The sequence below is a fragment of the Ruegeria sp. AL2 genome (assembly GCF_056540845.1).
In genome coordinates this window covers 201,208-227,377 of record NZ_JBQFXM010000005.1, presented here as the reverse complement: position 1 = coordinate 227,377, position 26,170 = coordinate 201,208, and the positions used below count along the sequence as shown (strand labels likewise).

27 protein-coding genes are annotated in these 26,170 nt (G+C 57.2%); 11 read left to right on the top strand and 16 right to left on the bottom strand.

The window, feature by feature from the left end; translation table 11 throughout:
* The first annotated feature begins 2 nt into the window (after positions 1-2).
* Genes ACR0ID_RS09835 through ACR0ID_RS09825 form a run of 3 tightly spaced genes read left to right on the top strand, consistent with a single transcriptional unit; the run spans position 3 to position 3,517 of the window.
* Entirely contained in the window at positions 3-1,541 is a 1,539-nt protein-coding gene (locus tag ACR0ID_RS09835) for a trimethylamine methyltransferase family protein (RefSeq protein ID WP_480605100.1), read from the top strand.
* Positions 1,542-2,216 carry a TetR/AcrR family transcriptional regulator gene (locus tag ACR0ID_RS09830; protein ID WP_480473812.1) on the top strand — a complete coding sequence of 225 codons (675 nt, stop codon included), beginning with the start codon at positions 1,542-1,544 and terminating at the stop codon, positions 2,214-2,216.
* A complete protein-coding gene (locus ACR0ID_RS09825; protein ID WP_480605098.1) occupies positions 2,213-3,517 on the top strand; it encodes an NAD(P)/FAD-dependent oxidoreductase in 1,305 nt (434 codons plus the stop codon). Before ACR0ID_RS09830 ends, ACR0ID_RS09825 begins: the two co-directional genes overlap by 4 nt.
* A gap of 121 nt (positions 3,518-3,638) precedes the next feature.
* Here the strand turns inward: ACR0ID_RS09825 and ACR0ID_RS09820 are convergent, their stop codons facing one another.
* The gene (locus tag ACR0ID_RS09820; protein WP_480473810.1) at positions 3,639-4,001 is read right to left on the bottom strand and encodes a DUF3307 domain-containing protein; all 363 of its coding nucleotides are present in this window, start codon (positions 3,999-4,001) and stop codon (positions 3,639-3,641) included.
* Between the two features lie 244 nt (positions 4,002-4,245).
* Here ACR0ID_RS09820 and ACR0ID_RS09815 point away from each other — a divergent pair, with 244 nt between their 5' ends.
* Positions 4,246-7,242: a cyclic nucleotide-binding domain-containing protein gene (locus tag ACR0ID_RS09815; RefSeq protein ID WP_480605144.1), complete on the top strand. Its 2,997-nt coding sequence runs from the start codon at positions 4,246-4,248 to the stop codon at positions 7,240-7,242.
* A 6-nt stretch (positions 7,243-7,248) separates the two neighbouring features.
* Here the strand turns inward: ACR0ID_RS09815 and ACR0ID_RS09810 are convergent, their stop codons facing one another.
* The 9 genes from ACR0ID_RS09810 to ACR0ID_RS09770 all read right to left on the bottom strand — a co-directional run bounded on the left by ACR0ID_RS09810 (position 7,249) and on the right by ACR0ID_RS09770 (position 15,430).
* A complete protein-coding gene (locus tag ACR0ID_RS09810; RefSeq protein WP_480473809.1) occupies positions 7,249-7,536 on the bottom strand; it encodes an ArsR/SmtB family transcription factor in 288 nt (95 codons plus the stop codon).
* Between the two features lie 111 nt (positions 7,537-7,647).
* On the bottom strand, positions 7,648-8,880 hold the full coding sequence (locus tag ACR0ID_RS09805) for a mandelate racemase/muconate lactonizing enzyme family protein (protein WP_480605096.1): 1,233 nt from the start codon (positions 8,878-8,880) through the stop codon (positions 7,648-7,650).
* Positions 8,881-8,901: 21 nt separating this feature from the next.
* Entirely contained in the window at positions 8,902-9,996 is a 1,095-nt protein-coding gene (locus ACR0ID_RS09800; protein ID WP_480605094.1) for a Zn-dependent alcohol dehydrogenase, read from the bottom strand.
* 82 nt (positions 9,997-10,078) lie between these two features.
* Positions 10,079-11,278, bottom strand: coding sequence for a TCR/Tet family MFS transporter (locus ACR0ID_RS09795; protein ID WP_480605092.1), 1,200 nt, complete (start codon positions 11,276-11,278; stop codon positions 10,079-10,081).
* Between the two features lie 86 nt (positions 11,279-11,364).
* Positions 11,365-12,081: an alpha/beta fold hydrolase gene (locus tag ACR0ID_RS09790; RefSeq protein ID WP_480546291.1), complete on the bottom strand. Its 717-nt coding sequence runs from the start codon at positions 12,079-12,081 to the stop codon at positions 11,365-11,367.
* A gap of 12 nt (positions 12,082-12,093) precedes the next feature.
* The gene (pcaD, locus tag ACR0ID_RS09785) at positions 12,094-12,882 is read right to left on the bottom strand and encodes a 3-oxoadipate enol-lactonase (RefSeq protein WP_480473804.1); all 789 of its coding nucleotides are present in this window, start codon (positions 12,880-12,882) and stop codon (positions 12,094-12,096) included.
* 60 nt (positions 12,883-12,942) lie between these two features.
* Positions 12,943-13,917 (bottom strand): threonine ammonia-lyase, encoded by a 975-nt coding sequence (locus ACR0ID_RS09780; protein ID WP_480605091.1) that lies wholly within the window; start codon positions 13,915-13,917, stop codon positions 12,943-12,945.
* Positions 13,914-14,744 (bottom strand): alpha/beta fold hydrolase, encoded by an 831-nt coding sequence (locus ACR0ID_RS09775; protein ID WP_480605089.1) that lies wholly within the window; start codon positions 14,742-14,744, stop codon positions 13,914-13,916. The genes ACR0ID_RS09780 and ACR0ID_RS09775 overlap by 4 nt, the downstream gene beginning before the upstream one ends.
* Positions 14,744-15,430: a haloacid dehalogenase type II gene (locus tag ACR0ID_RS09770; RefSeq protein WP_480473801.1), complete on the bottom strand. Its 687-nt coding sequence runs from the start codon at positions 15,428-15,430 to the stop codon at positions 14,744-14,746. Before ACR0ID_RS09770 ends, ACR0ID_RS09775 begins: the two co-directional genes overlap by 1 nt.
* Before the next feature lie 125 nt (positions 15,431-15,555).
* Between ACR0ID_RS09770 and ACR0ID_RS09765 the strand changes: the two genes are divergently transcribed.
* A complete protein-coding gene (locus ACR0ID_RS09765; protein ID WP_480554540.1) occupies positions 15,556-15,984 on the top strand; it encodes an FKBP-type peptidyl-prolyl cis-trans isomerase in 429 nt (142 codons plus the stop codon).
* A gap of 33 nt (positions 15,985-16,017) precedes the next feature.
* On the opposite strand, the gene ACR0ID_RS09760 is transcribed toward ACR0ID_RS09765, so the two are convergent.
* From ACR0ID_RS09760 to fabA, 4 genes are read right to left on the bottom strand one after another with little or no spacing between them, the layout of a single operon-like run.
* Positions 16,018-16,197, bottom strand: coding sequence for a hypothetical protein (locus tag ACR0ID_RS09760; RefSeq protein WP_267366102.1), 180 nt, complete (start codon positions 16,195-16,197; stop codon positions 16,018-16,020).
* 58 nt (positions 16,198-16,255) lie between these two features.
* Positions 16,256-17,047, bottom strand: a complete 792-nt coding sequence (locus ACR0ID_RS09755) for an enoyl-ACP reductase FabI (RefSeq protein WP_480473799.1) — start codon at positions 17,045-17,047, stop codon at positions 16,256-16,258.
* Between the two features lie 5 nt (positions 17,048-17,052).
* The gene (gene fabB, locus ACR0ID_RS09750; RefSeq protein ID WP_480518720.1) at positions 17,053-18,282 is read right to left on the bottom strand and encodes a beta-ketoacyl-ACP synthase I; all 1,230 of its coding nucleotides are present in this window, start codon (positions 18,280-18,282) and stop codon (positions 17,053-17,055) included.
* Between the two features lie 31 nt (positions 18,283-18,313).
* Complete coding sequence (gene fabA / locus ACR0ID_RS09745; RefSeq protein WP_480605087.1) at positions 18,314-18,823, bottom strand: bifunctional 3-hydroxydecanoyl-ACP dehydratase/trans-2-decenoyl-ACP isomerase; 510 nt, start codon at positions 18,821-18,823, stop codon at positions 18,314-18,316.
* Between the two features lie 188 nt (positions 18,824-19,011).
* Between fabA and irrA the strand changes: the two genes are divergently transcribed.
* Positions 19,012-19,428 carry an iron response transcriptional regulator IrrA gene (gene irrA, locus ACR0ID_RS09740; RefSeq protein ID WP_267366106.1) on the top strand — a complete coding sequence of 139 codons (417 nt, stop codon included), beginning with the start codon at positions 19,012-19,014 and terminating at the stop codon, positions 19,426-19,428.
* Here irrA and ACR0ID_RS09735 read toward each other — a convergent pair.
* Positions 19,406-20,329 carry a LysR family transcriptional regulator gene (locus tag ACR0ID_RS09735; protein WP_480605085.1) on the bottom strand — a complete coding sequence of 308 codons (924 nt, stop codon included), beginning with the start codon at positions 20,327-20,329 and terminating at the stop codon, positions 19,406-19,408. The genes irrA and ACR0ID_RS09735 overlap by 23 nt on opposite strands.
* Before the next feature lie 83 nt (positions 20,330-20,412).
* Between ACR0ID_RS09735 and ACR0ID_RS09730 the strand changes: the two genes are divergently transcribed.
* Positions 20,413-21,210, top strand: coding sequence for a phytanoyl-CoA dioxygenase family protein (locus ACR0ID_RS09730; protein WP_480605083.1), 798 nt, complete (start codon positions 20,413-20,415; stop codon positions 21,208-21,210).
* A gap of 6 nt (positions 21,211-21,216) precedes the next feature.
* Here the strand turns inward: ACR0ID_RS09730 and ACR0ID_RS09725 are convergent, their stop codons facing one another.
* Complete coding sequence (locus ACR0ID_RS09725) at positions 21,217-22,080, bottom strand: hypothetical protein (RefSeq protein ID WP_480473795.1); 864 nt, start codon at positions 22,078-22,080, stop codon at positions 21,217-21,219.
* A gap of 122 nt (positions 22,081-22,202) precedes the next feature.
* Between ACR0ID_RS09725 and miaB the strand changes: the two genes are divergently transcribed.
* The 4 genes from miaB (at position 22,203) to ybeY (ending at position 26,149) form a co-directional block, all read left to right on the top strand.
* Positions 22,203-23,522, top strand: a complete 1,320-nt coding sequence (gene miaB / locus ACR0ID_RS09720) for a tRNA (N6-isopentenyl adenosine(37)-C2)-methylthiotransferase MiaB (RefSeq protein ID WP_480518731.1) — start codon at positions 22,203-22,205, stop codon at positions 23,520-23,522.
* Positions 23,523-23,637: 115 nt separating this feature from the next.
* The gene (locus tag ACR0ID_RS09715; RefSeq protein WP_480605081.1) at positions 23,638-24,459 is read left to right on the top strand and encodes an outer membrane protein; all 822 of its coding nucleotides are present in this window, start codon (positions 23,638-23,640) and stop codon (positions 24,457-24,459) included.
* A gap of 136 nt (positions 24,460-24,595) precedes the next feature.
* Complete coding sequence (locus ACR0ID_RS09710; RefSeq protein ID WP_480494855.1) at positions 24,596-25,618, top strand: PhoH family protein; 1,023 nt, start codon at positions 24,596-24,598, stop codon at positions 25,616-25,618.
* 36 nt (positions 25,619-25,654) lie between these two features.
* Positions 25,655-26,149 carry an rRNA maturation RNase YbeY gene (ybeY, locus tag ACR0ID_RS09705; protein ID WP_480473791.1) on the top strand — a complete coding sequence of 165 codons (495 nt, stop codon included), beginning with the start codon at positions 25,655-25,657 and terminating at the stop codon, positions 26,147-26,149.
* Positions 26,150-26,170: the final 21 nt, after the last annotated feature.

The window sequence follows — 26,170 nt, the reverse complement described above, 5'->3', positions numbered from 1 at the left end:
TCATGGCCGCTCCGGACCGACGACGCCGAAGGCGAGGGGGCGAGGCTGCCCCGCAGCCCAGCCGCGACGTGAGCTATCGCCAGCTTAGGAACCCTTTCCCATTGATGGAGGTGTTCCCGGCTGACCAGATTGCGGACATGCACGAGGCAGCGTTGCGTACGCTCGAGGAGTTGGGTGTAAAGACCCTGCTTCCCGAGGCGCGCAAGCTGTTCAAGCAGGGTGGCGCGCGCGTGGATGAAGACAGTGAGATGGTCTTTATCGGGCGCGAGATGGTTGAGGCTGCCGTTGCCTCGGCCCCCAAATCTGTCGCTTGTAGCGCCGGTTCGCGGCATCGTGATTTCACTCTGGAACTGGGTTCGCTGGTGTTTCAACCGGGGGCAGGCGCGCCGAACGCAACCGATCTGGAACGTGGTCGCCGCCCGGCGACAGGTCAGGATTATCTGGAGTTTCTGAAGCTCACCCATCATTTCGATGTGTTCCAGATGATCTCGCCTCAGGTTGAACCTCAGGATGTACCGACGCATCTGCGCCACTACTTCACGACACAGGCACAGATGGAACTGACCGACAAGTTCCCGTTCTTCTTCTCGCGCGGTACGCCGCAGGTCATGGATTGCTTTGAGATGCTGTCCACGGCGCGAGGTCTGTCGGATGATGAGTTCCGGGGCAACGCGCATTGTTACACGATCATCAACACAAACAGCCCGCGCACGTTGGACATTCCCATGGCGCAAGGCCTGATCGACTTCGCGCGCCACGGTCAGATGTCGATCATCACACCGTTCACCCTGATGGGGGCGATGGCGCCGATCACCGTGGCCGGGGCAATCACCCTGTCCCATGCCGAGACGCTGGCCGCGCTGACCTTGGCGCAGCTGGCCAGACCGGGCGCTCCGGTGTGTTACGGCACGTTCACCAGCAATGTGGATATGAAATCCGGTGCACCTGCATTCGGGACGCCCTCGCATTTTCAGGCATCACTGGCCGCAGGCCAACTGGCGCGTCACCTTGGCCTGCCCTGGCGGTCGGCGGCAGGGTCAGCGTCAAACAGCAACGACGTGCAAGCGGCGAATGAGAACCAGTTTGGCCTTTGGGGTTGCCTGATGGCCGGGGCGACTGTGATCATTCATTCCGCGGGCTGGCTGGAAGGGGGATTGACCGTATCCTTCGAAAAGCTGGTCTGCGATGCCGAGGTGCTGAACATGGTGGCCGAGCTTTGCGCGGGCGCGCAGGCGGGGTCCGCCGAGATTGGCTTTGATACCGCTTTAAGTGAGGTCGCGCCTGGAGGTCATTTCTTTGCCTGCCCCCAGACGATGGAGCGCTACATCACCGAGTTCTATCAACCGCATGTCCATGACTACGCCAATTTCGGCACATGGACCGAACGCGGTTCAACAGATGCCAACCAACGTGCAACGGGGGTTTGGCAGGGTATCCTGAACGATTTCAAGGCCCCTGCCATAGACAATGATCGTTTTGGTGCCTTGCAGGACTTTATCGCACGTCGCACCGCAGAGGGCGGGGCGCCACCGGAGAGTTGAATGAACAACAAACCTATCCTTCACCGCGATGATCCCGAGGCCGAGCCCCTGATCGGCAATGTCAAGGTCACCCGCGACGACTGGCTGAACGTGGCGATGGACGTGCTGATTTCGGACGGGGTGGACCAGATCAAGGTTCTTAACTTGGCCGAGCGGATGGCCGTGTCACGTTCATCCTTCTACTGGTACTTCAAGTCCAGACAGGAACTTTTGGATGCACTGCTGGCGCGGTGGCAGGCGACCAACACGGTTGCGCTTGTAAAACAGGCAGAAGCGCCGGCCGAAACGATAACGGGCGCGGTCTGCAATGTGCATCGTTGTGTGGTCAACACGGACTTGTTTGACACCGCATTGGATTTTGCCGTGCGCGACTGGGCGCGTAAATCGGGCAAAGTACGCCGTGCGCTGGACCAGTCAGACACACGGCGGCTTGAAGCTTTGCACGCGATGTTCGCCAGATACGGCTATTCCGAGATCGAGTCCGAAACACGTGCGCGCGTGCTGTATTACATGCAGATCGGATATGATCTGGCACAATTGAACGAACCCTTCGAGACGCGGATCTCGATGGTGCCGCATTACCTATACGCCTTTACGGGCGTTGAACCGAAACCCGAAGAAGTTGAAGAATTCAGCGCATATTCCCGGCGCTACTGGAAAGGAGACCCGACATGAGTCAACCAGACGCAATCATCATTGGCACAGGTGTGATCGGCGCGGCCATCGCGTTCGAAATGTCCAAGGCGGGCTGGAAAACCCTGTCTCTGGATCGCAACGCACAGGTTGGGCACGGTTCAACCGCCGGGTCCTGCGCGATCATCCGGATGCATTATTCCACCTTCGACGGAACGGCGTTTGCCTGGGAAGGCTATCATTACTGGCGCGACTGGGCTGACTATCTTGGACTGCCAGAGGGGGCCAATCTGGCTCAGTTCAGGGAAACCGGCTGCCTGGTCATGAAGACCGAGGCGAACGGGATGCTGGAAAAGCACATGCGCAATTCATCAGAACTGGATTGCCCGTTCGAAGAATGGTCGGGGGAAAAAGTGGTTGAACGCCTGCCGGTTTATTCGTTGGACAGCTTTGCCCCGGCGCGCCGCATGGATGACCCGGAATTCGGCCAGCCCAACGGGCGAAAGATGACGGGTGGAGTGTACTGGCCGCAGGCGGGATATGTCACCGACCCGGCCTTGTCGGCGCAAAACCTGATGGATGCTGCCAAACAGCACGGGGCCGAGGTCCGCACCAGTGCCGAAGTTACCGAGATCCTGACCGAAGATGGTCGCGTTTCCGGAGTCAAGCTGGCCTCGGGCGAAGAAATCCGCGCAAGGGTTGTCGTGAACGTGGCCGGGCCGGGCTCGGCTATCATCAATGGGATGGCAGGCGTTCTGGACGACATGACCATCAAAACCCGCCCCCTGCGGCAAGAGGTCGTGCATGTCCCTGCCCCGGAGGGGTTCGACTTTGAAAACGACGGAACCATCGTCTCGGACAGCGACATCGCCTGCTATTGCCGCCCGGAACACGGCAATCACATCCTTGTGGGATCTGAGGACCCGGAATGCGATCCGCATCAATGGTGCGAGGATGATGTCACCTATAACCGAGAGTTCACGGACCAATGGACCACACAGGCCATGCGATACGCGCAGCGTGTACCCAGCCTTGGTATTCCATCAAAAACGCGGGGTGTGGTTGACCTTTACGATGCCTCAACCGACTGGATTCCGATCTATGACAAATCCAGCTTGCCGGGGTTTTACATGGCCTGCGGGTCCAGCGGGAACCAGTATAAGAATGCACCGATTGCGGGTAAGATGATGGCGGCACTGATCGCGTATTGCGAAGGCGGAGCGGATCACGACGCGGAACCGTTGCAATTCGAACTGCCTTATATCAAACGGATCATCGACGTGGGCTTTTACTCACGCAAGCGCCCGATCAATGAGGAAAGCAGCTTTTCGGTTCTGGGCTAGTTGGGTTTTTGCAACAATCAAAGTCGAGCGGGGCAGGTTTACAGCTTACCTCGCTATGACCGACCGAAGGATCGGCGCATAGCTTCCAGGCTGCGAAACGGACAGTATACCCTGATGTTAGTTACGTTGCCGCGAAGGTGACCCAGGCCCAGACCATCGCCACATAGGTCAGGTTGTGCAGGCACTGATCCAGCCCAGCCGCACGCCAGAATGCGGCCTGCGTGGGCTCAAGTTGTTTCTTGTCTGAATAGCTGGCTTTCACGAAATCGATATTGAAGTGAATGACCCATTCAAGCAATTCGACAATCAGGATAAACAACAGCGGCGCGCCGAAAGCGGCAAACACGATGACAGAGCCCGCAACATGAACTGCTGCGTGCTGCGCGCGTCCCAAGTGAAAATACTCGCCTCTGCCAGAGAGCATCTTCGGTGTCTGGAGGTAGTAGTCAGCGAACATATGCTTGATCTGTAAAAGGCAAAGCATAAGTAGCACTGCGCCAATACTGGCAGTCAAAAGAACCCTCCCGATATCGTTCAAAACTGACTTTAGGCAATAACACGGCCATGCGTAAATGAACTAGTTCACATAAGATAAAGAAAATTCTCAGGTGGGAAAAAAATTGCATAACGTGTCAGTATGGCAGTAAATTCAAACTGTTGAATTTGGGCGCACGGCGTCCGGGCCGTGTTATCGGCCAGCAGTAGGGGCAGGTTCCATAGAACGCACGATTTTCCGCTTTATCTGGAAATACTCCAAACGTGATCAGCTGATCCTGCTGGCTGTGACGGCGACGTTGTTTCCGTTGCTCTATCTTACGCTGGAGTTGCCCAAGCGTATCATCAACGACGCAATCGGTTCGACAACGGCCGAAGTGGATGTCTGGGGTTATACGCTTTCACAGACGAATTTCCTGATTATTTTGTGTTTTGCTTTCCTGGCTGCCGTGCTGGCGCACGGGCTGATGAAAATGCGCATCAACACCATGAAGGGTGTGCTGAGCGAACGCATGCTGCGACGGTTTCGGTATCAGCTGGTCAGCCGCGCGCTTCTTTTTCCGCAACCTTATTTCGAACGGGTCAGCCAGGGCGAAATGGTCTCGATGATCACGGCTGAAAGCGAACCGATGGGGGGGCTGATGGGCGATGCGATCAGCCAGCCGGTTCTGCAAGCCGGTCAGATGATCACCATCCTTTCTTTCCTGTTCTTGCAAAGCTTTTGGTTCGGGCTGGCCGCTGTCGCCCTGATCCCGGTACAGGCCTGGTTAATCCCCAAATTACAACGTCAGATCAACCTGTTGAACAAGAAACGCATTCAGGAAGTACGGGCGTTGGCTGCCCAGATCGGCGAAAACGCGGCAGGGGCGTCAACCCTACGCAGCAATGGCGGTTGGCGCTATCGCCGGGCTATGGTTTCCGATCAATTGGGGCGGCTTTTCACGATCCGCTTTGAGATTTACCAGAAGAAGTTCTTTATGAAGTTCATAAACAACTTCATCTCGCAGCTGACACCATTCATGTTCTACCTGATTGGTGGCCTTCTGGTGTTGCAGGGTTCGGTTTCGCTGGGGGCATTGGTTGCCGCGCTGGCGGCGTACAAGGATCTGAGCTCACCCTGGAAAGAGCTGTTGACCTATTACAACCAAACCCAGGACATGTCGTTGCGCTGGGAAATCGTCGTTGACCGTTTCGATCCGGCCGGATTGAAGGATGAAGTGCTGTTCGAGGGCGAACCAGCAGAGCGCCCCCACCTGAGCGGCGATATCGTGTTGAATCACGTTTCAGTTCGCGACATGGACGGAAATCAGGTGCTGGATGATCTGAATCTTACTTTTCCCGGTGGCAAGACGATTGGTATCGCCGCACCCAGCGAAGAGGATCGGCGCGCCATGGGTGAGCTGCTGACCCGCGAGATTTTGCCCGCTGCCGGCACGGTTCAGGTTGGGGATCTGAACCTGGCAGATCTGCATCAGGGCGTTGTGGCCGCGCGTATCGGGTACGCAACGTCCCGCCCGGTCATGTTTCAGGGAACGTTGGGTGACAACGTGATGATGCCGATGCGATTCAAACCCTTGGCTGAATCCTCAGACGACCCTGATTTTGCCGAGACTTTGCGGGCTGGAAACAGCATGGATCCGTTCAGGGTGGAATGGCTTGACCCGGCGCTGGCCGGGTTTGAAGACGCGACGGCGTTGCGCGACTGGTGGTTGCAGCTGATTGATGGAATGGGGTCCGGTGCAGCCTTGTTTCGGCGCGGTGCCGAACAAAGCTTTGTTGCGACCGAACACTGCGAACTGGCAAGGAAACTGGTCGAGCTGCGCCCGCTTGTTCGGCGGGCGGTCCATGACGCGGGTCTTGAGCAGCAGGCGCTGATATTCGACCGGAATGCTTACAACCCGGCGCTGCCTGTTGCCGAGAACCTGCTTTTTGCGACGCCCCGCGTGCCGGTGACGCAGGCGTTGCTTGCCCGGCAGAAGGTTTTCCTCATGCAGTTGCGAGAGCTGGGGCTGGATGAGACGCTGATCGCCCTGACCCGTGACGTGATCGAGATGCTGCGACAGATCTTCGGGTTCGACGGAACCGACCATCCGTTGTTCCGCAAGCTGGGTCTTGATGCAAAGACTTATGAGGCAGCTGTGGAGCTGGTTGAACAGACCCGCAAAGAGGGAACATCAGGGCTGGATAACGAACAGCTGGCCAGTATGTTGGCCGTGCCTTTCGTCGTCTCGGCTGAGCAGATTGGCCCGGCTTTCACGGATGAGCTGAAAGACCGCATTCTGGAACTGAGGCAGAGTCATTCGGATAAGCTGTTGGAAAGCCTGAAGGACGCATTTGTTCCGCTGGATCCGGAAGATTTCGCGCCTGGATTGACGGTCATGGAAAACGCGCTGTTCGGCAAGGTCAGCCAGATAGGCGGCGCGCGATCGGATGAGGCCCGCAAGGTCATTGTCGACGTGTTGGAGGAGAACGGTGCGCGTCCTTTGGTGGTCGAGCTGATTTATGACATTCCGGTTGCTTTGGGTGGGCAGAGCCTTCCGGCGGTTTTTGCCGAACCGCTGGCGTTTACCCGCGCGACAATCAAGAAGCCAGATATCCTGATCCTGGAGCAGGCATTGGCCAGTTACGACATGAAAACGCAGGTATCGGTTTACAAGAAGCTGCGCGAGTTGCTGCCGGATGCCACGGTGTTCTACCTCAATGACCAGTTCGAAAACCCGGACGTATTCGACATGTTCGTGGAAATCCGGCAAGGTCGTGTCGTCTCGGATGGAGGACCGGTAGACGTGGGAAAAGACAGCGCATCTTCAGCAGATCTGGCGCGGAAACTGCGCGCGCTGGAGCAGACCCCCTTGTTTTCAGGTCTGGACCGGAGGCAATTGCGCCTTCTGGCTTTTGGGGCGCAATGGTTCGATGCCAAGCCTGGGCAGGTGGTGTTCCTGAAAGATGATCAGCCCACCGATGGCGCTTATGTAGTGCTGGAGGGAGAGGCAGGCCTGTACCTGCCACAGGAAGATGGACCCGATCAGTTGATCACCACCGTGGGGCCGGGCGCATTGGTGGGTGAACTTGGTCTGATCCGCAAAGAACCACGCGCGCTGAGCATGGTGGCCGAAACACAACTATCCTGCCTTAGGATCGGTGAGGAAGAATTCCTGGCCGTTGTGGAAAACGATGCGGCAACCGCGTTCAAGCTGATGCAGGTGATCGCCGGTTACGTGTCCAATTAGGCGTGATCAGCTGGCAGGCTCGCAGAACAGCTCGTACAGCAGACCGATCATCTGCGCTGCATTTCCATCGCTTAGCGAATAATAGATCGTTTTGCCATCTCTTCGGGTGGTGACAAATCCTTCCTCCCGCAGACGGGCCAACATTTGGCTGACGGCGGCTTGTCGTAATTGCAGCAAATCCTCAAGCTGGCCTACCGATTTCTCGCCATTCCCAAGGTGGCACAGGATCATCAGGCGCCCTTCATGCGCCAGTGTCTTGAGAAATGCAGCCGCGCGGGCTGCATTTTCTTTCATTTCTGATGGTGTGTCCGAGGTGTGTGCCTGAGGTTCGGTTTCTAGGAGTGTCACGTTTTGACCGTTGTGCCGTTAATCTTGGGTCAATATGCCTCAAACCCGTCTGCGTTGTCACCCCTCGGTTGCAGGGGCACCGCCCTGAAAAGCATTGCCATTAACGTAATCGCAGGGCTCTTCCTGCATCTGCAAGTGCAAGCCGCGACCTTCATACGGGTGCGCGCGGGCCAGGTCTTCGTCGACATCGATCCCAAGTCCCGGCGCTGTCGGAGCGATCACGAAGCCGTCCTCTATCTGAATGGAACCTTTGATCAGCTGGTTGTGGAACGGTGTTTCAATGGTTTCCAGCAACAGCAGGTTCGGGATCGACGCGGCCAGGTGGATATTGGCGGCCCATTCGACCGGTCCTGCATAAAGATGTGGCGCCATCTGAGCATTGAATATCTCTGCTATAGCTGCGACTTTCTTCATCTCCCAGATTCCTCCGGCTCGCCCCAGCGCCGGTTGTAGGATTTCCGCAGCCCCGGCGCGCAGAACGGCTCCAAACTCGGCCTTGGTTGTCATGCGCTCTCCGGTGGCGATGGGGATACGGACGTTGCGGGCGACACGGGCCATGTCTTCGATCATATCAGGTGGCGTGGGTTCTTCGAACCATAGGGGCTGATATGGTTCCAGCGCCTGCCCCAGCCTAATGGCACCGGCCGTGTTGAACTGCCCGTGTGTGCCAAACAGCAGGTCGGCCTTGTCCCCTACGGCTTCGCGAATTGCCTTACAAAAGGCGACGGACATGGAAATGTCACTCATCGCGGGCATGTGGCCGCCACGGATTGTATAAGGGCCCGCCGGGTCGAATTTTACAGCGGTATAGCCGCGTCGCACCATTTCAGCGGCTGTTTCACCCGCTTGTTCGGGAGAGGTCCAGAAGTCGGTCAGATTGTGATGCGGCAAAGGGTAGAGGTAAGTGTAGGAGCGAATTCGCTCGTTCACCTTGCCGCCCAACAGGGCGTAAACCGGGCGGTCGCGATCCTTGCCCAGAATATCCCAACAGGCGATCTCCAACCCCGAGAATGCGCCCATCACCGTCAGGTCGGGGCGCTGCGTGAAGCCGCTGGAATAGGCACGGCGGAACATAAGCTCGATGTTTTCGGGGTTCTCGCCCAGCATGTGCCGTTCGAACACATCCCGGATGACGTGGCGCATCGCCTCAGGTCCGACGGACGAGGCATAGCATTCGCCCCAACCGGTTATGCCGGTGTCTGTCGTCAGTTTGACCAATATCCAGTATCGCCCCCCCCAACCCGGAGCGGGTGGGGCGGTGACGATGATGTCTAGATCCTGCAGTTTCATCTCAGTTCCTCCGAGCGGGGATCAGGTTCTGTCGAACAGGATCACGTTGCGCTTGGCAGATCCGGTTTTGGTATCGGCAATGGCCTCGTTGATCTGATCCAGCGACCAGCGGCCCGAGATCAGCTCGTCCAGCTTCAACCGACCCTGCTCGTAAAGGTCGATCATCCAGGGGATGTCCCGCTGAATAACCACATCACCCATTTTCGAGCCGACAACACCCTGGCCGAGGGCTGCCAGAACAACCGGTTCATAGCTGGCCATGCCGCCCGAATGCGGCATTCCGATCATGATGGCCTTACCGCCGCGGCCAAGATAACGCGGGGCCTGATCATAGGCGGCGATTGCGCCGACCGTAATCAGAACCGCATCGGCACCGCGTCCGCCAAGGGCTTTGAACGCTGCCTTCCAGGGTTCTTTCAGGCTGGCCAGCACGCCATGGGTCGCGCCGAACTCCTTCGCGATTTCCAGCTTTTCTTCAGTCATGTCCACGGCCACGATCCGCCGTGCACCCGCGATCCGTGCGCCCTGAATGGCGTTCAGGCCAACACCACCCGCACCGATAACAACGACATCCTGACCCGGGCGCAAATTGGCGGCGTTTACAGCAGCGCCGACCCCGGTGATCACCCCGCAAGACAGAAGGCTGGCCAGGTCTTTGGGCAGGCTTTCGGGTATCCTGACGATCTGCCGATGGCTCACCACAACTTTTTCGGCAAACGCGCCGCAGGCCATGGCCTGTTCCAGCGGACCGCCGTCAGCCGTTTTTAGCGGGCCTTTGACGGTGTCGTACGGTGTTTCGCAATTTGTCGGGTGCCCTCCGGCACAGGTGGGGCAGGACCCGCACGCGCGGATCAGCGTCACAACTACAGGTTCGCCAATCCTGAAGTCCCCGGCGGCCTCTCCAACTGAGGAGATCACACCTGCGGCTTCGTGTCCGTAAACGGCGGGCAGGAACCCTCCCCAGGCACCTTCGGCATAGGATATATCTGAATGGCAGATGGCCACTGCATCCAGCGTCACTTCGACTTCGCCCGTGCCGGGGGGCGCCAGCTGAACCTCTTCGATAACCAGGGGTTCGCCGAATGCCCGGCAGACTGCGGCTTTGATTGTTTGCATGTTTTCCCTCATTCCCGTTGGCCCCACGGTGGCGTGGGAAAGCGTTGATCGCAAGGCGGAAACCGTCATGTGTGTGTCGTTGTTAAGCCACGACAGGCGGGGACCGGCGAAACAAAACGAACCCGGCCAGCATCAGCGCCAGTGCCAGCAGGAACGGAGCACCCGGCAGGTACAGCGGTGTGTCGGGGCGAATGAACTGCGCAAATACGCTGGTCATGACCAGGGGCGAGATTACCATCGAAAGCGCGTGGAGCGCGGCGAGGACGCCCTGCAACTCTCCTTGCTGCGAATCTGGTGTCGCTTTGGACATCATTGCCTGAAGTGCTGGTGTGGTGATTGCCCCGATTGCGGTGATTGGGATGAACAAAAGCGCAATGAACCCGTTGGTCAGAAAGGCCAGAATTGCGAAACTAAGAATTTCAAAACCCATCCCGTAGATGATGGCACCCCTTTCGCCGCACAATCTGATTGCGGGGCGGATCAGACCGCCCTGCACAACGGCCATGCCGATCCCATAGACGCCCAGTGACAGGCCGATCATCTGAGGGGACCATCCGAACCGCTCGGTGGTGAAAAAGGACCAGATAGCGGGGTAGACGTAGATTGAGACCGAATACAGAAAGTAGACCCACAGCATAGGTCGGATACCGGGCAGTGCAGCAATGGCGCGCAGCGAATTCACCGGGTTGGCGCGGCGCAGGTTGAAGGCGCGCCGGGTCTTGTCGGTCACGGTTTCAGGCATCACGAAGCAGCCGATGGCAAAGATCAGTGCCACCAGACCTGCCGCAGCCCAAAACGGGGCACGGGTTCCATATTCGCTGAGCAACCCGCCGATCACTGGTCCGAACACAAATCCGACGCCAAATGCTGCCCCCAACAGGCCAAAGTTTGCGGCCTTGTCCTTGGGATCGGAAATATCCGCCATGAACGCGGCGGCGGTGGAATGCGTGGCTGCGGTAATGCCGCCGACGATACGACCGGCCAGCAACAGCCAGATACTGCCCGCCACTGCCATAACCATATAATCAAGCGCCATGACGAACAGCGACAGCAGCAGCACAGTTCTGCGGCCATAGGCGTCGGACAGGTTTCCAAGGATTGGACCAAAGATAAATTGCATCGCCGCAAAAGCGGTACTCAGCACTCCACCCCAGATCGCCGCATTGGCAAGCGAACTGCCCTGCACATCAACAATCAGTTGCGGCATGATCGGCATAACCAGACCAATGCCCATTGCGTCGATCATGACGATGCTGAGGATGAAGAGTGATGGCAGGCGCATGGAACTCGGGCAGGTGATCTGTTCGTGGCACCCTAGGCACAGTCACCGAATGTGGGAAGACAGAGTTTTGCGTGCAGTCCGCCGCATCACTCAAATTTGCTTGCCAATTCGCTCAGCAATCCGGCCAGCTCCTGTGGATGCGAGAAAAACGGAGAATGCGAACTGTCGATGGTTCGCCGCAGGTCCTTCGGGATAAACGCGCACATGTCCGCCTGATATTCCGCGGGGATCGTTCGGTCATCTGTGGTGCGGATATAGGCCTTGGGCACTTCGTTGAAATTCGTGCCGACCGGCAGTGGTGTTTCCTGGGGGCGAATGGCCTGTGGGCACAGGCGCGCATAGGCGTAAGGCAGGATATCGTCCGGGCAATCGTGGTAGAACAGCTTTGGGATGGCATCTACCGACACGGTGTAAGACAGCCCGTCAGACGATTTGTCAATCGCGTGGGCAATTGTCTGCTGCGGGCCGCGTCTGCGCATTTCTGCTAGCGAAAGGCCATCGTGAGGCACGTAGGCGCACAGAAAGATCAGGGCGCGCATGGCGTCCGGTCGAGCTTCGGCGGCGGCGCTGATCGGATACCCGCCCCACGAGTGACCCACGACAATCGTATCGGGCGTGCAGGCGTTCAGAACGGCATCGCGGCAATTTTCCAGCGTCACCTCGGACACCGGCGTTGGATCTGCACCATGGCTGGGCAAGTCGATGGCCCGGGCCGAATGTCCCAAAGCTTCCAGCGCGGGGATCAGGTCGCGCCAGCACCAGGCTCCGTGGCAGGAGCCGTGGACCAACAGGAAAGACGCCATCGCTGTTCTCCTTCAGATATGCCCGATATCGGTCAGAAACCGGGTCAGGATTGCTGCGTATTCTGCGGGTTTCTCGACGCAGGGCAAATGGCCAGCTCTGCGGATCAGTTCGAACCGCGATCCGGGGATGAGGTCGACAGTTTCGCGCACCAGATCGGGCGGGGTCGAGCCGTCCTCGCTTCCGGCGATGCCAAGCGTGGGAAGGCGCAGGCCGCTTGTGGGTGTATAGAAGTCGGTCCCGGCGACGGCAGCGCAACAGCCCAGATATCCGTCAAGCGGTTGGCTGATCATCATATCGCGCCATGGCAGGTGGTTTTGCGCTGCGCGGAAATCACGGGAAAACCAGCGTTCCATCGTGGCGTCTGCCACCGCTTCAATCCCGCCGCGACGCACAGCGTCGATCCGATCCTGCCAGACTGCGGGAGTGGCGATTTTGGCAGCGGTGTTCGACAGAACCTGCGCACGTATCTGATCCATACGTTTGACGGCCAGCCCCTGTGCGATCATCCCGCCAATGGACAGGCCGACAAAAACGCAGTCGCGAACCTTCAGGTGATCCAGCAGCGACTCGGCATCGCGGATCAGGGCGCCCATAGAATAAGGCGCCGGTGGAACCGAGGATTGCCCATGCCCGCGTTTGTCATACCGGATGATACGCAACCCTTTGGGCAGGTGCGGTAACACTGCGTCCCATATGTGCAGGTTTGTTCCCAATGAGTTGGCAAAAACCAGTGGCGCGCCGTCCGCCGCACCATCGACACGGTAATTCAGTTTCACGTCGCCCAGATCAGCGATCATCATGACTCAGGTCCTTGCAGCCCCGGCTTTCCGGGTGCAACTTGCACAGGTTTGGGATGCCTGTCAGGTCAGGAATTCCAACGCCCTGGCAAAAACATCCGGATCGACGTTACCACCCGATGTGACCACGATCACGTCGTCGCCCTCAATCTCGTCGCCCCGGAACAGGGCCGAGGCCAATGCGACTGCGCCGCCGGGCTCCAGCACGATCTTGAGGCGCAGGAAAGCAAGTGCCATGGCCCGCAGGGCCTCTTCTTCGGTCACCGAAATACCGGGCCCGCAAAGACGGTTTAGGATGGGAAAGGTGATGTCGCCGGGTTGCGGTGTCAGGATGGCATCGCAAATATTGCCTGATGCCGCGTTGTTGTTCTGAATCCGTCCCGTCGCCAGTGATCGTTTGACGTCATCGAACCCTTCCGGTTCGCACGGGCGTGCCCTTAGGTCGGGGGCGTGTTTTTCCAATGCCAGTGCAATGCCAGAGGTGAGGCCGCCACCACCACAACAGACCAGAACATCCGCCTGAGAAACTCCAAGTTCCGCGGCCTGTCTGGCGATTTCCAAGCCGGTAGTACCTTGCCCGGCAATCACCTGAGGTTCGTCATATGGCCGGATCAGAGTCAGCCCGCGTTCGGCGGCGATGGTCTCCCCGATCTCTTCACGGCTTTCGTTTGCACGGTCGTAAAGAACGACCTCACCTCCAAGCGCGCGGGTGTTTTCGATTTTCAGGTGTGGCGCGTCCGACGGCATGACAATGACCGAAGCAATACCGTGTTTCGCCGCCGCCATCGCAACGCCTTGTGCGTGATTGCCCGAAGAATATGCAATCACGCCGCGCTGGCGTGTGTCTTCGTCCAGCGCGGATATGGCAGACCAAGCTCCCCGAAACTTGAAGCTGCCCGTATGTTGCAGGCATTCCGGCTTGACCCAAATCCTGCGCCCGGCGATCGCGTCAAGAAATGGCGACGACAGAATTGGTGTCTCGCGGACATGTCCTTTAAGCCGTATGGCCGCGGCTTCGATCATTTCAAATGTGCTCATGCAGCGTTCTTCAATACCTTTTTGATGACATCCAGAGATTGCGGCTCATTCAAGAACGGAACATGCCCGCGATCCGGTACTTCGGCCGAGATCAGACCGGGATGCCGCCGGTGCATCTCAGCCAGTGTTTCTGCGCTCAGAACGTCAGAGTTTGCGCCCCTGATCGCGCCGCATGGAATGTCGCGCAGCGCTTCAAAAAACAACCAATAGTCGGGTATAGCACCGCTCGCGGCCTGTTCCAGAAGCGCCTTGCGCAGGGCCGGATCATAGCGCAGCGCCAGCCCGTCCCTTTGTTGTTCGTATTGAATTTCGGCCTGTTTGCGCCAGATCTCCAGCGGAACCCTGGGAAATTGCGGCTCCATCATATGTTTCAGGGCGGCAGCAGCTTCGTCATGGGTTTTCGCGGTGGGTTGCGCGCCCACATAGGCCATGATCTTGGCGATGCCTGACGTCTCGATGACGGGCCCCACATCGTTTAGGATCACACCGACCAAACGTTCGGGGTGGCTTGCTGCCAGTGCCATGGCAATCAGCCCGCCCCGCGAGGTGCCCAGAATGACCGCTTTTTCGATGCCCAGAAAATCCAGCAGTTCAATCGCGTCATGGGATTCACGAAAGATGTTGTAGTTCATGAAATCGGGATCGTAGTCCGAGCGGCCGCGCCCCCTGTAATCCATCGCAATCATGCGCAGTTCAGTGGCATGTGGTGCGAAATACGAAAAATCCCGGCTGTTCCTAGTCAATCCGGCCAGACACAAAAGCGGCGTGCCCGATCCATGGTCTTCGAAATAGATGCGCTTGCCGTCCGAAGTCGTAAAGTCTGACATCAAAGACCAGCCAGCTTGGGAATGGTGGTCAAATCAGACAGAACATGCGCTGGCGTCCACGGCAGCCGGTCCATTGGTTCCCCGATCCGATTGACCCAGACGGTGACAAAACCATAACCGCTGGCCCCCGCGGCATCCCAGCCGTTTGAACTGACGAACAAGACTTCGTCGCGGGCGCAGTCAAACCTGTTCTGAACCAGATCATAGACACGGGAATGGGGCTTGAAGACCCCAACGCTTTCGACCGACAGCACGTCATCCAGCACATCGCCGATCCCGGCGGACTGAACAGCACCGTCCAGCATGGGCGGTGATCCGTTGGACAGAATGGCAGTCTGCATCCCGCCATCCTTGAGGGTTTTCAACATGGCAGGAACTTCGGGATAGGCCTGCAACTCCCAATAAAGATCCAGCAAGCGTTGGCGCAGTTCAGGGTTGCCCTGCAGGCCTGCAGCTTCCAGCGCCCAGTCCAGCCCGTCCTGCGTGACATCCCAGAAGTCCGCATGCGCATCAGCCACTGCACGCAGCCACGTGTATTGCAATTGCTTCAGGCGCCAATGTCCCGCGACCTCGGGCCATTTGTCTTTCAGTGCTTCGAATCCAGGTTCGCTTGCCGCCTGCCGGGCGGCGGCCGCAACATCAAACAGTGTTCCGTAGGCGTCGAACACGCAGGTCGTGACTGCCATATGACCCTCCTTTGATTGCGCGCAGGTTGGCACAACACGGAATGGGGGGAAAGGGCCAAGGGTTTACAACTTTGTGTCAATCTCTAGGGTTGGCCGCTTAACCCCTAAAACGGCCGGAGGCCACTATGACCGAAATCAAGCAAGGCGACACGGTTCGCATCCATTACACAGGGACATTGCTGGATGGCAAAGTCTTTGACAGCTCGGATGGGCGCGATCCGTTGGAGTTCGTGGTTGGATCGGGTCAGATTATTCCCGGTCTGGACAGTGCCATGCCCGGTTTGTCCGCAGGTGACAAGAAACGGGTCGAGATTGCCTGTACCGACGCCTACGGCCCGATCAATCCTGCGATGCGTCAGGAAATCCCCCGTGAGGGTATTCCCGAGGATATTCCGCTAGATCCGGGCACTCAACTGCAGATGCAGACACCTGACGGTCAGGCCGTACCAGTGACAGTTGTGGACGCCAACGAAGCGACTGTAACTCTGGATGGGAATCATCCGTTGGCCGGACAGGATCTGGTGTTTGAGATTGAAGTCATCTCGATCAATTGAGACTTAGTTCGGGTTGGAAATCCTGCACGGACTTCAGCCGATCAAAGCTTCAACAGCTGCACGTACCTGTGGCTGGGTGAAAAAGACAAACACCAGCAGCAATGAAGTCAGCGCGAGCAGCAGCACTCTGGCCCGCTGGCTGAGGAAACCGGACTTCTTCCGGCTTTGCACTGACCGTGCGTTGTTTGCAATGATTTGATCTAGCTTGCTCATATCGAAGTCCTGCCGCCCAAAGATGGTGAAATCTTGGCGGCGGCAGGGAAAGATATGGTCACATGAAATCGGGTTGTGGCATGCCCAGAACGTGGAAACCACCGTCAACGCGGATGATTTCACCAGACGTGCAGGCACCCGCATCAGATGTCAGGTAAACTGCGGTCCCGCCAACAGCTTCCAGTGTGGCATTCGAACGCATCGGCGCATTCTGATCACAGAACTTGTATGTCCTGCGCGCTCCGCCAATGGCCGCACCGGCAAGGGTTTTCATCGGCCCAGGTGAGATTGCGTTCACGCGGATACCATCCGGGCCAAGGTCATTGGCCAGATAACGGGTCGCCGATTCCAGCGCAGCCTTGGCAACACCCATGACGTTGTAGTTCGGTACAACCCGGTTTGATCCCTGATAGGTCAGCGTCAGCAGCGAACCCCCTTTGTCCTTCATCATCGGATAGGCGCGGCGCGCCACCTCGATGAAAGAATAGGCCGACACGTCCATGGAGTGTTTGAAGTTCGCCCGCGTGGTATTCAGAAACCGGCCTGTCAGCTCGGACTTATCCGAATACGCAATGGCATGAACAACAAAGTCGATGGTGGGCCAACGCTGAGCCAGCTCACCAAAGGCGCGATCCAGTGACTCGTCGTCGGTCACATCGGCATCCACCATGAAATCACTGCCCAAGCTTTGAGCGAGAGGTTCCAACCGCTTGCCGAACGCTTCGCCCTGATAGGTGAAGGCCAGTTCTGCGCCTGCCTCGTGCATGGCCTTGGCAATGCCCCACGCGATTGAGCGGTCATTGGCCACGCCCATGATCAGGCCGCGTTTACCTTTGAGAAGATCCGACATCACTTTCACCCGTTATACTTAGACAGAATCATGGACCCGTTAGTGCCGCCAAAGCCGAAGCTGTTGGTCATGACACTGTCCAGTCCTGCGTTTTCAACCACTTCAGTTGCAATTTCACCGGGCAAGATGCCTTGGGCGAGTGTGTCGACATTGATCGACGGCGTAATGAAATCATTGTCCAGCATGAGTAAGCAGAAGATCGCCTCAAGCGCTCCTGCCGCGCCTTGCGCGTGGCCAGTCATTGATTTGGTCGAGGAAATCGGCGGTACATTGCCTTCACCGAAGATGCGGCGCACAGCCTCTACTTCGCCCACGTCACCGACAGGGGTCGAGGTTCCATGTGCATTGATATAGCCGACCTTGCGACCTTCGGGCAGTGTGTCCAGCGCCAGCCGCATCGCGCGCTCGCCGCCTTCACCTGAAGGGGCCACCATATCGTGGCCATCCGAGGTGGCAGCATAGCCGGTGACTTCGGCATATATCTTTGCACCGCGGGCCAGAGCGTGCTCCAACTCTTCCAGAACGAGGATGCCGCCGCCACCGGAAATCACAAACCCGTCACGGTTTTCGTCAAACGCGCGCGAGGCTTTCTCGGGCGTGTCATTGTATTTCGACGACATCGCGCCCATCGCATCGAACAGACACGAAAGCGTCCAGTCCAGTTCTTCGCCGCCGCCAGCAAACATGACGTCCTGTTTGCCCAGCATGATCTGTTCGGCCGCGTTGCCGATGCAATGCAGCGAGGTCGAGCAGGCCGAGGTGATCGAATAGTTGATACCCTTGATCTTGAACGCGGTCGCCAGGTTTGCCGAGATTGTCGAGCACATACATTTTGGCACGGCGAACGGCCCTATCCGTTTGGTTGCACCGGTGCTCAGAACCGTCTGATGAGCGGTCAGCATCGCGCTTGTCGACGGGCCGCCGGATCCGGCCACCAAACCTGTACGCGGGTTGACGACCTGGTCCTCGGTCAGACCGGAATCTGCAATGGCCTGAGACATGGCGATATGAGCGTAAGCCGCGCCCGGACCCATGAAGCGCAGGGTGCGTTTGTCTACGTGTTCAGCCACGTCAATCTTGAGCGTTCCCGCGATCTGACTGCGAAACCCGTGTTCTGCCATCTGTTCGCTGGCTTCGATCCCGGATTTACCTGCTTTGAGCGAGGCCAGAACCTCTTGGGCATTATTCCCGATCGAAGACACTACCCCCAGACCGGTGACGACTACTCGACGCATGTGCGCACTCCTTATTTCGGGTCGGTCAGGCTCAGGCCTCGGACAGAACGACCTTCATATCTTTGACATCATAGATCATCTCGCCATCGGCTTCGACGATTCCATCTGCCACACCCATGGTCAGGCGACGTGTCTGAATCGCTTTTTTGAAATCGATTTTATACGTTAGCATCTTGCGGTCGGGACGAACCATACCGGTCAGTTTCACTTCGCCCACGCCAACGGCCATGCCGCGCCCTTGCCATCCACGCCAACCCAGGTTGAAACCGGTCAGCTGCCATAGACCGTCAAGGCCCAGGCAACCCGGCATAATCGGGTTGCCTGGAAAATGGCAGTCAAAGAACCAAAGGTCAGGGGTGATATCGAACTCGGCCAGCACATGGCCTTTGCCGTGCAGGCCACCATCATCCGAGATGTCGGTGATCCGGTGCATCATCAGCATTGGCGGGGCGGGCAATTGTGCATTGCCGGGGCCAAATAATTCGCCGCGGGCGCATTTCAGCAGATCGTCTTTGTCAAAACTGCTCGGGAACTGGGCCATTCTTGCCGCCTCTCCTGCCGTGGGTCCGTTCGTAATATCTGGCCTCGTCTAGCACCCGTTTGCAAGGTCCTGCAAGAGCAGCGGCCACATCATGTTGTGTATACCGCGTTCTTTGCGAATGAATTTCATTTGAAATTGCCAACCATGCGCTCCTATATATAATGGAAGTCACTATGGGTATTGGATCAATGACACCGCAGAGCGGCGATATAGCTACGGGTTGGCTGGTGAACGCTGGCCTGCGTCCGACACGTCAGCGTGTGGCGTTGGCCGAGCTATTGGTGGGCGATGGCCGCCATCGTCACGTTACCGCCGAGAGCCTGTTTGAATCTGCCAAGGCGAATGGTGACGCTGTATCACTGGCGACGGTTTACAATACCCTGCGTGCGTTTTGCGACGCCGGCGTTCTGCAGGAAATCACTGTGGACGGGTCAAAAAGCTATTTCGACACGAACACGCATGATCACCCTCATTTTTATTGGGAAGACGAGGCACGCCTGAGTGATGCGCCATCGGACCAATTGGTGATCCAGCGCCTGCCCGAAGCGCCCGAAGGGGTCGAGATTGCCTCGGTTGACGTTGTCATTCGCCTGCGCAAAAAGTAGCGCCAAGACCACCTTTCAAACTCGCCAATAACAAACGTTCAACCTGATCAATGGTTGCGTCAGCGGGCCCTGTTCCGTGGCGCGCAAGAACAACGGATTCAGTTGCGTCCTGATTGCTGATCGGAACACTGACAAGACGTTTATTGTCATAACTGACCGGGCTGAGCGGGCTGGTATAGCTGATCCCGATCCCTTCGCCATGGGCGGCAAGACTGCGCTGGATCTCAATCGACGCCGCCCTATGCGCGACAGTCGGGTGCAGACCGTTGCGCCGGAAGAGACTGAGGATGTGTTGTGCCGACCAGCCTTCTGTTGACAGGATCAACGGGTGAGCAGCCAAGTCAGCCAGTGAGACCGTGCCTGCTGTCGCCAATAGATGATCCGGGGGCATAAGGGCCTTTGGCCGACTGTCGAACAGTTTTGCTCGTGTGAACCCCGCATCCATTGTCAGCTCGTAAGTGATGGCAATATCGATCTGGCCATCAATCAATCTGTTCAGCAGCCCTTCAAAGGACGCAGCAAAGTAAGTGATAGCGATGTTTGGAAAAGCATCGCGCAAATGGTGCAGGGCGGGTGCCAGCAGGAAGGGGGCGAGGTCCGTAAAACACCCCAGTCTTAGACGTGTCGTGCCCGGCGACGGTGTTTCTGATGACTCGATTTGGGCTGCGTCTTTCAGAAGGGTCTCGGCCTGATCGATGAATTTTCTCCCCTGAGGCGTCAGCGCCATGGCCGAGCCTCGGCGGCGGATAAACAGCGGGTGTCCCAAATGTGCTTCGACACGCGTCAGGGCTGTGGACAGGGCCGGTTGCGATACATTCAGGTATTGTGCGGCTGCGGACAGGCTGCCGTGGCGCCCGACCGCGCAAACATATTCGTACTGACGCAGTGAAATGTATAACATAAAGTTAATTATAACTTCGAAAGATATGATTTGAACAGAACACTCCTTCAACGCAAAAGATTGGAAAACGAATGGAGACCCGGATGCCTCACCCGCTTGTAACTCAAGAGATGATCACAACGTATCAGGATGATGGCGTCGTTCTGATCAAAGGGCTGTTTGCAGATTATGTGGATCAACTGCGCGACGGCATTGCCGCGAATATGGCAGAGCCTGGCCTGTATGCATCAGAAAACAAGAAAGAGGGTCAAACGGGTCTGTTCTTTGACGATTATTGCAACTGGACCCGCATCCCGCAGTTCCGCGAGGTGATCGAAAACTCGCCCGCGGCCGAGGTCGCAGCGGACCTGATGCAGTCGAAAAGTGTTCAGGTGTTTCACGACCACGTATTGGTAAAAGAGCCCGGGACATCCATGGCCACGCCCTGGCATCAGGATGGCCCATATTACTTCGTTGAGGGTCAGCAAACCATCAGCTTCTGGTCTCCGCTGGATCCGGTCAGGCAGGCGACGTTGCGCTGTGTCGCGGGCTCTCACCGGTGGGAGAAAGAGGTGCTGCCAACCCGCTGGGTTTCTGAGGAAGGTTTTTTCCCGGATGAAGGCCAGTACATCCCTGTGCCGGACCCGGATGCCGAGGGCATGAAGGTCGTCGAATTCGAAATGGACCCCGGTGACGCCGTTGCCTTCAATTATCGCACCCTTCACGGTGCGCGAGGAAACCACTCGGACAGCCGTCGCCGCGCCTTTTCTCTGCGGCTGGTCGGCGATGACGCAAGGTATGTAGAGCGTCCAGGCAGAACCTCTCCACCGTTTCCCGGCCATGACATGACGCCGGGGCAGCGTCTGCGAGAAGACTGGTTTCCGGTCCTGTTTCAGCGCTGAGGCGCTTCAGAACCATTGGCCTGATTCGATCAGGCCCAGATCCAGCAGCTGCCGCGAGTGCCATTCAAAAGGCACGGAGTTGCGCCAGCTAAAACTTGGAATGTCAAAAGTCGACCCGGCATTTGTTTTGAGCGCCTTCGCGGCGCGGAAGGAACAGATAGCCGCGGTCACGTTGTGATGCCATGGGCAGGAATAGGTATTGTATTCCGGCTCATTGAACGTGTGGTCGGATTTCAGGATCAGGCCCTTTTGCGCCTTGAACAGGGCGATGCGGTCGATGCGACGGCGTTCATAGGGAATGTGATCCTCGAACCGCCAGCGCAAGCCACCTGACAGGTCCACCTGACGGTCCAGTGGTTGGCCATCAGGGTCGTGGCGTGATTGGGCATAGTAACCCGTTTTGTCGAACAAAGCCTGTTCGGGGGCGACACCGTTGGGAAAAGCGGTCAGGTCCTCGGCATAAAGGTCGATGACGTAGCTCAGCATCGCATTGCGGCGTTCTTCGCTGTGAAAGGCCAGCATTTCGCCAATGCTGCGCGTTTCGCAAAACGGAAAGAACAGGTATTCGGCGTTATAGCAGTAATACATCCAGATGCCGGGTGCGGCCTGAATTATTCTGTTCAGGGTATCGAAAACCACCGTTCGGGGAACGCATTTCAAGGTGACCCGATGCACTCGGTCGGTCAACGCGGGCTCTAGTCGGAACTCCTGAGGCATGAAGGCGATAACGGATTTGAACCCTAGCTTCAGATGGTGATGCAGAGTGCTTTCCAACTCGACCTCGTCCTCGGCAAAGACCATCGCAACGGGGCCTTGCGCCATTGCGGGCTGCCCGGCTTTCAGGAAATGGTCGAGGGAATCGTATTGCATCGGCTGTTTTCGGTTTTGTCTTGCTGGAAAGTTCCGCCAAATTCGGGTAATTGCGCCCGCATTGCAAGCGGCGTTCGAAGCAGATAGACGACGCCGGTCCAGCGAATGCAAAGGCCCGTCTCATGTCCGAACCGAAGAAGCTGTTTATCAAGACCTATGGCTGTCAGATGAATGTCTATGACAGCGAACGCATGTCCGAGGCGCTGGGCGGGCAGGGTTATGTTGAAACCCAGACCCCCGAAGATGCGGATATGATCCTGCTGAACACCTGCCACATCCGCGAGAAAGCGGCAGAGAAAGTGTATTCCGAACTGGGGCGCTTCAAGGGTCTGAAGGCCGAGAAGCCTGATTTGAAAATCGGCGTGGCGGGCTGTGTCGCTCAGGCTGAAGGCGAAGAGATCATGCGCCGCCAGCCGCTGGTTGATCTGGTGGTCGGTCCGCAAAGCTATCACCGCCTGCCCGAGATGGAGGCAAAGACCCGAGCGGGCGAAAAGGCGCTGGACACGGATTTCCCCGAAGAGGACAAGTTCGAAAAACTGAAAAACCGCCCCAAGGCCAAGCGCGGCCCGACGGCGTTTCTGACTGTTCAGGAGGGCTGTGATAAATTCTGCGCCTTCTGCGTGGTTCCTTATACGCGCGGTGCTGAAGTCAGCCGTCCAGCGGATCGCATCATCCGCGAAGCCAATGATCTGGTCGAGCGCGGGGTGCGCGAGATCACGTTGCTGGGCCAAAACGTCAACGCCTATCACGGTGCCGGGGCAAATGGTGACATGACACTTGCCGGCTTGATCTGGGAATTGAACAAGGTCGACGGGCTGGAACGCATCCGCTTTACGACCTCGCACCCGAACGACATGGCCGACGACCTGATCGAGGCGCATGGCACCTGTGACAAGCTGATGCCCTATCTACACTTGCCGGTTCAGTCGGGTTCGGACCGTATCCTCAAGCGGATGAACCGCAGCCATACGGCGGAAAGCTATCTGCGGCTGGTCGAACGCATTCGCGCGGCGCGGCCTGATATCGTGATGTCGGGAGACTTCATCGTTGGTTTCCCCGAAGAAACCGAAGATGATTTTCAGGCCACGATGGATTTGGTCGAAGAGGTCAAATACGGCTACGCCTATTCCTTCAAATACTCCACACGTCCGGGAACCCCAGCGGCTGAACGAGCCCAGGTTGATCCGGCAGTGTCAGATGAACGGTTGCAGCGGCTTCAGGCCTTGATCACGCGTCATCAGCGGGAAATTCAGGACGGTATGGTTGGACGCACAGTCCGCGTTCTTTTCGAGAAACCGGGTCGCCTGCCCGAACAGATGGTTGGAAAGTCCGAATACCTGCATTCGGTGCACGTAAAAGGACCAGAGATCGCCACGGGTGACTTGAGAGAGGTCCGGATCACTGCGTCGGGGGCGAATTCTCTGGCCGGTGAGTTGCTGTAGATCGGTGTTTACACCTCCCGGACACCATAGTTGGTGTTTATTTCCAAAATTTACCCTTGATTTATTGCTTGGAACTATGCTCCGAGAGGAGCCATGGTTTTCGGGGCGCAAGGATTTGCGCCTGCAAATCGGCAATATGCCGGTCCCGGAAAACGGGATGAGGGAGGTACGAGTGACGACTTTCAATAGCTTTACGAGCCTGAGCAGGTTGAAAACGCTGACACTAACTGCCGCTGTTACACTGATTGCCAGCGCATCCATTGCCGGTGATTTGAAAGGTGAGATAAGCGATCCGGAAGTGGTCAGCCCGAAAAGATTCAGCAGCGATGTCAGTGCTTTTTATCTGGGGCTTACTGGTGGTTATGGCGCTGGTGGGGACGATCGATTTGGCCTGACAACACCCGGCGGACAGTTTGATATCGGTGATCAGGATTTGTCGGGAGCATACGGGGGGGTCCGGGGCGGCTGGCGTGGCATTTTACCTGCAAGGGAAGGGCGCGACTATGTCTACGGCTTCGAAATCGGGTATGAATTCGGATCTCTTGACGACACTGTCAGCAGGCGGATCGGCAGCGTCAATGTGCAGGGCGGAACAAAGATATCGGATGTTCTGGCAGTCCGATTTCGCAATGGTCTGACGAACCGCAGCGGACGAATTCTGTATTTTTTTAGCGTCGGATATCTGTGGGGCGATGTGGAAACAACCAACAGTATTGCATCGGCCACCTCGGTTCAGAATTTCCCGGTGTCAGATCGGCGGAACGGCTATTCGGCAAGCATAGGGGCCGAGCATAAGTTGTCCGACAATTGGTCGATTACGGGCGAATATGAATATGTCCAGTTCCAATCAAAAGACATCCAGTTCAGTTCTGGCTTCTCCACAAAGTCCACACCAAAATACAGCGGATTAAGATTCGGGCTGAATTACACCTTCTGATGTTCATCCAATCGGCAACCAATCACCGTTAAATCGGCTGTTATGACATCTCAGCATTTATTTTTTAAACTGTGGCTTGCGCCTACCAAGATTTGTTGTCTACGCTCGGGGTGAACAGCCAAGACAGGAGAGCGGATTGGCCATCGGTGCCCTGACCCCACCGCAAGATGAAATGCCCCAACACGAGGCGTTCGTAGAATTTCCCGACAACCGATTGCTGATTGACCTGTGCGGTGAATATGACCGCAATCTGGCTGAGATCGAAACCAAGCTTTCGGTCCAGATTGTACGCCGCGGCAATCAGCTTGTTGTGATGGGCGATGAAGATGCTCAGAAACAGGCGGTTGAAGTGCTTCAATCGCTTTACACTCGGCTTGAAGGTGGGCGCGAGGTTGAGGCAGCAGACGTCGATCGCGAGTTGCGGATGGGTGTTTCGGAACAGGGAACCGGTAGCCGCGATGGCGATCAGCTTGAGATGTTCAAGGGCGGTTCGGTCGAGATCAAAACCCGCAAGAAGTTGGTTGAACCGCGCACCGACGCCCAGAAAGCCTATGTCCAGTCACTGTTCAAGAATGAGCTGGCCTTTGGAATTGGTCCGGCGGGGACGGGTAAGACCTATCTGGCGGTGGCGGTCGGGGTTTCGATGTTCATCGGCGGGCATGTGGACCGAATCATCCTGAGCCGTCCGGCGGTCGAGGCGGGCGAAAAACTGGGCTATCTGCCGGGTGACATGAAGGACAAGGTCGACCCTTACATGCAGCCGCTTTATGACGCGCTGAACGATTTTCTGCCCGGAAAACAGTTGGCCAAGCTGATCGAAGAAAAACGAATCGAAATCGCTCCGCTGGCCTTTATGCGCGGTCGTACGCTGGCCAACGCATTTGTGGTTCTGGATGAAGCGCAAAACGCCACCACGATGCAGATGAAGATGTTCCTGACCCGTCTGGGCGAAGGAAGCCGCATGGTCATAACTGGCGACCGGTCACAGGTCGATTTGCCGCGTGGCGTTCAATCGGGCTTGGCGGATGCTGAGAGGTTGTTGAAAACAATCCCGAATATCAGCTTCAACTACTTCACCTCGAAAGACGTGGTGCGTCACCCGCTTGTCGCTGCGATCATCGAGGCGTATGAGGCCGATGCGGGCCGTGAAACCACGTGAACACATAGCCCGCTAACGAGGCTGTTGCGCGGTAAGATGACCCTGGAACTCATTTTCGAAGACGAAAGGTGGCAAGATCTTGAGGTCTTGTCACAAAAGGCGATTAACGCCGTTCTGACCCATTGCGGATTGGCCCCGGAGCAGTGCGAAGTCAGTATTCTGGGGTGCAACGATGCGCGGATTTCAGAACTGAACGCTGAATTTCGCGGTAAACCGACGCCCACCAATGTGCTGAGCTGGCCTGCGGAAGACCTAGCTCCGGATGAGCCAGGGCAATCACCACGCCTGCCAGAGCCGGATTTTACCGGCGAGATTGTTCTGGGCGATATTGCGATTTCCTATGACACCTGTGCCCGCGAGGCGGCCGAGGCCAACAAGGCAATGAGTGACCATGTGACCCATTTGCTTGTTCACGGAACGTTGCATTTGCTGGGTTATGATCACATTCGTGACCCCGATGCCACCTTGATGGAAGGGATTGAGGTCAAGATACTTGGCAAATTGGGTATTGATGACCCATATAAGGTATAATGTGGGTTCAAGACCCGATCA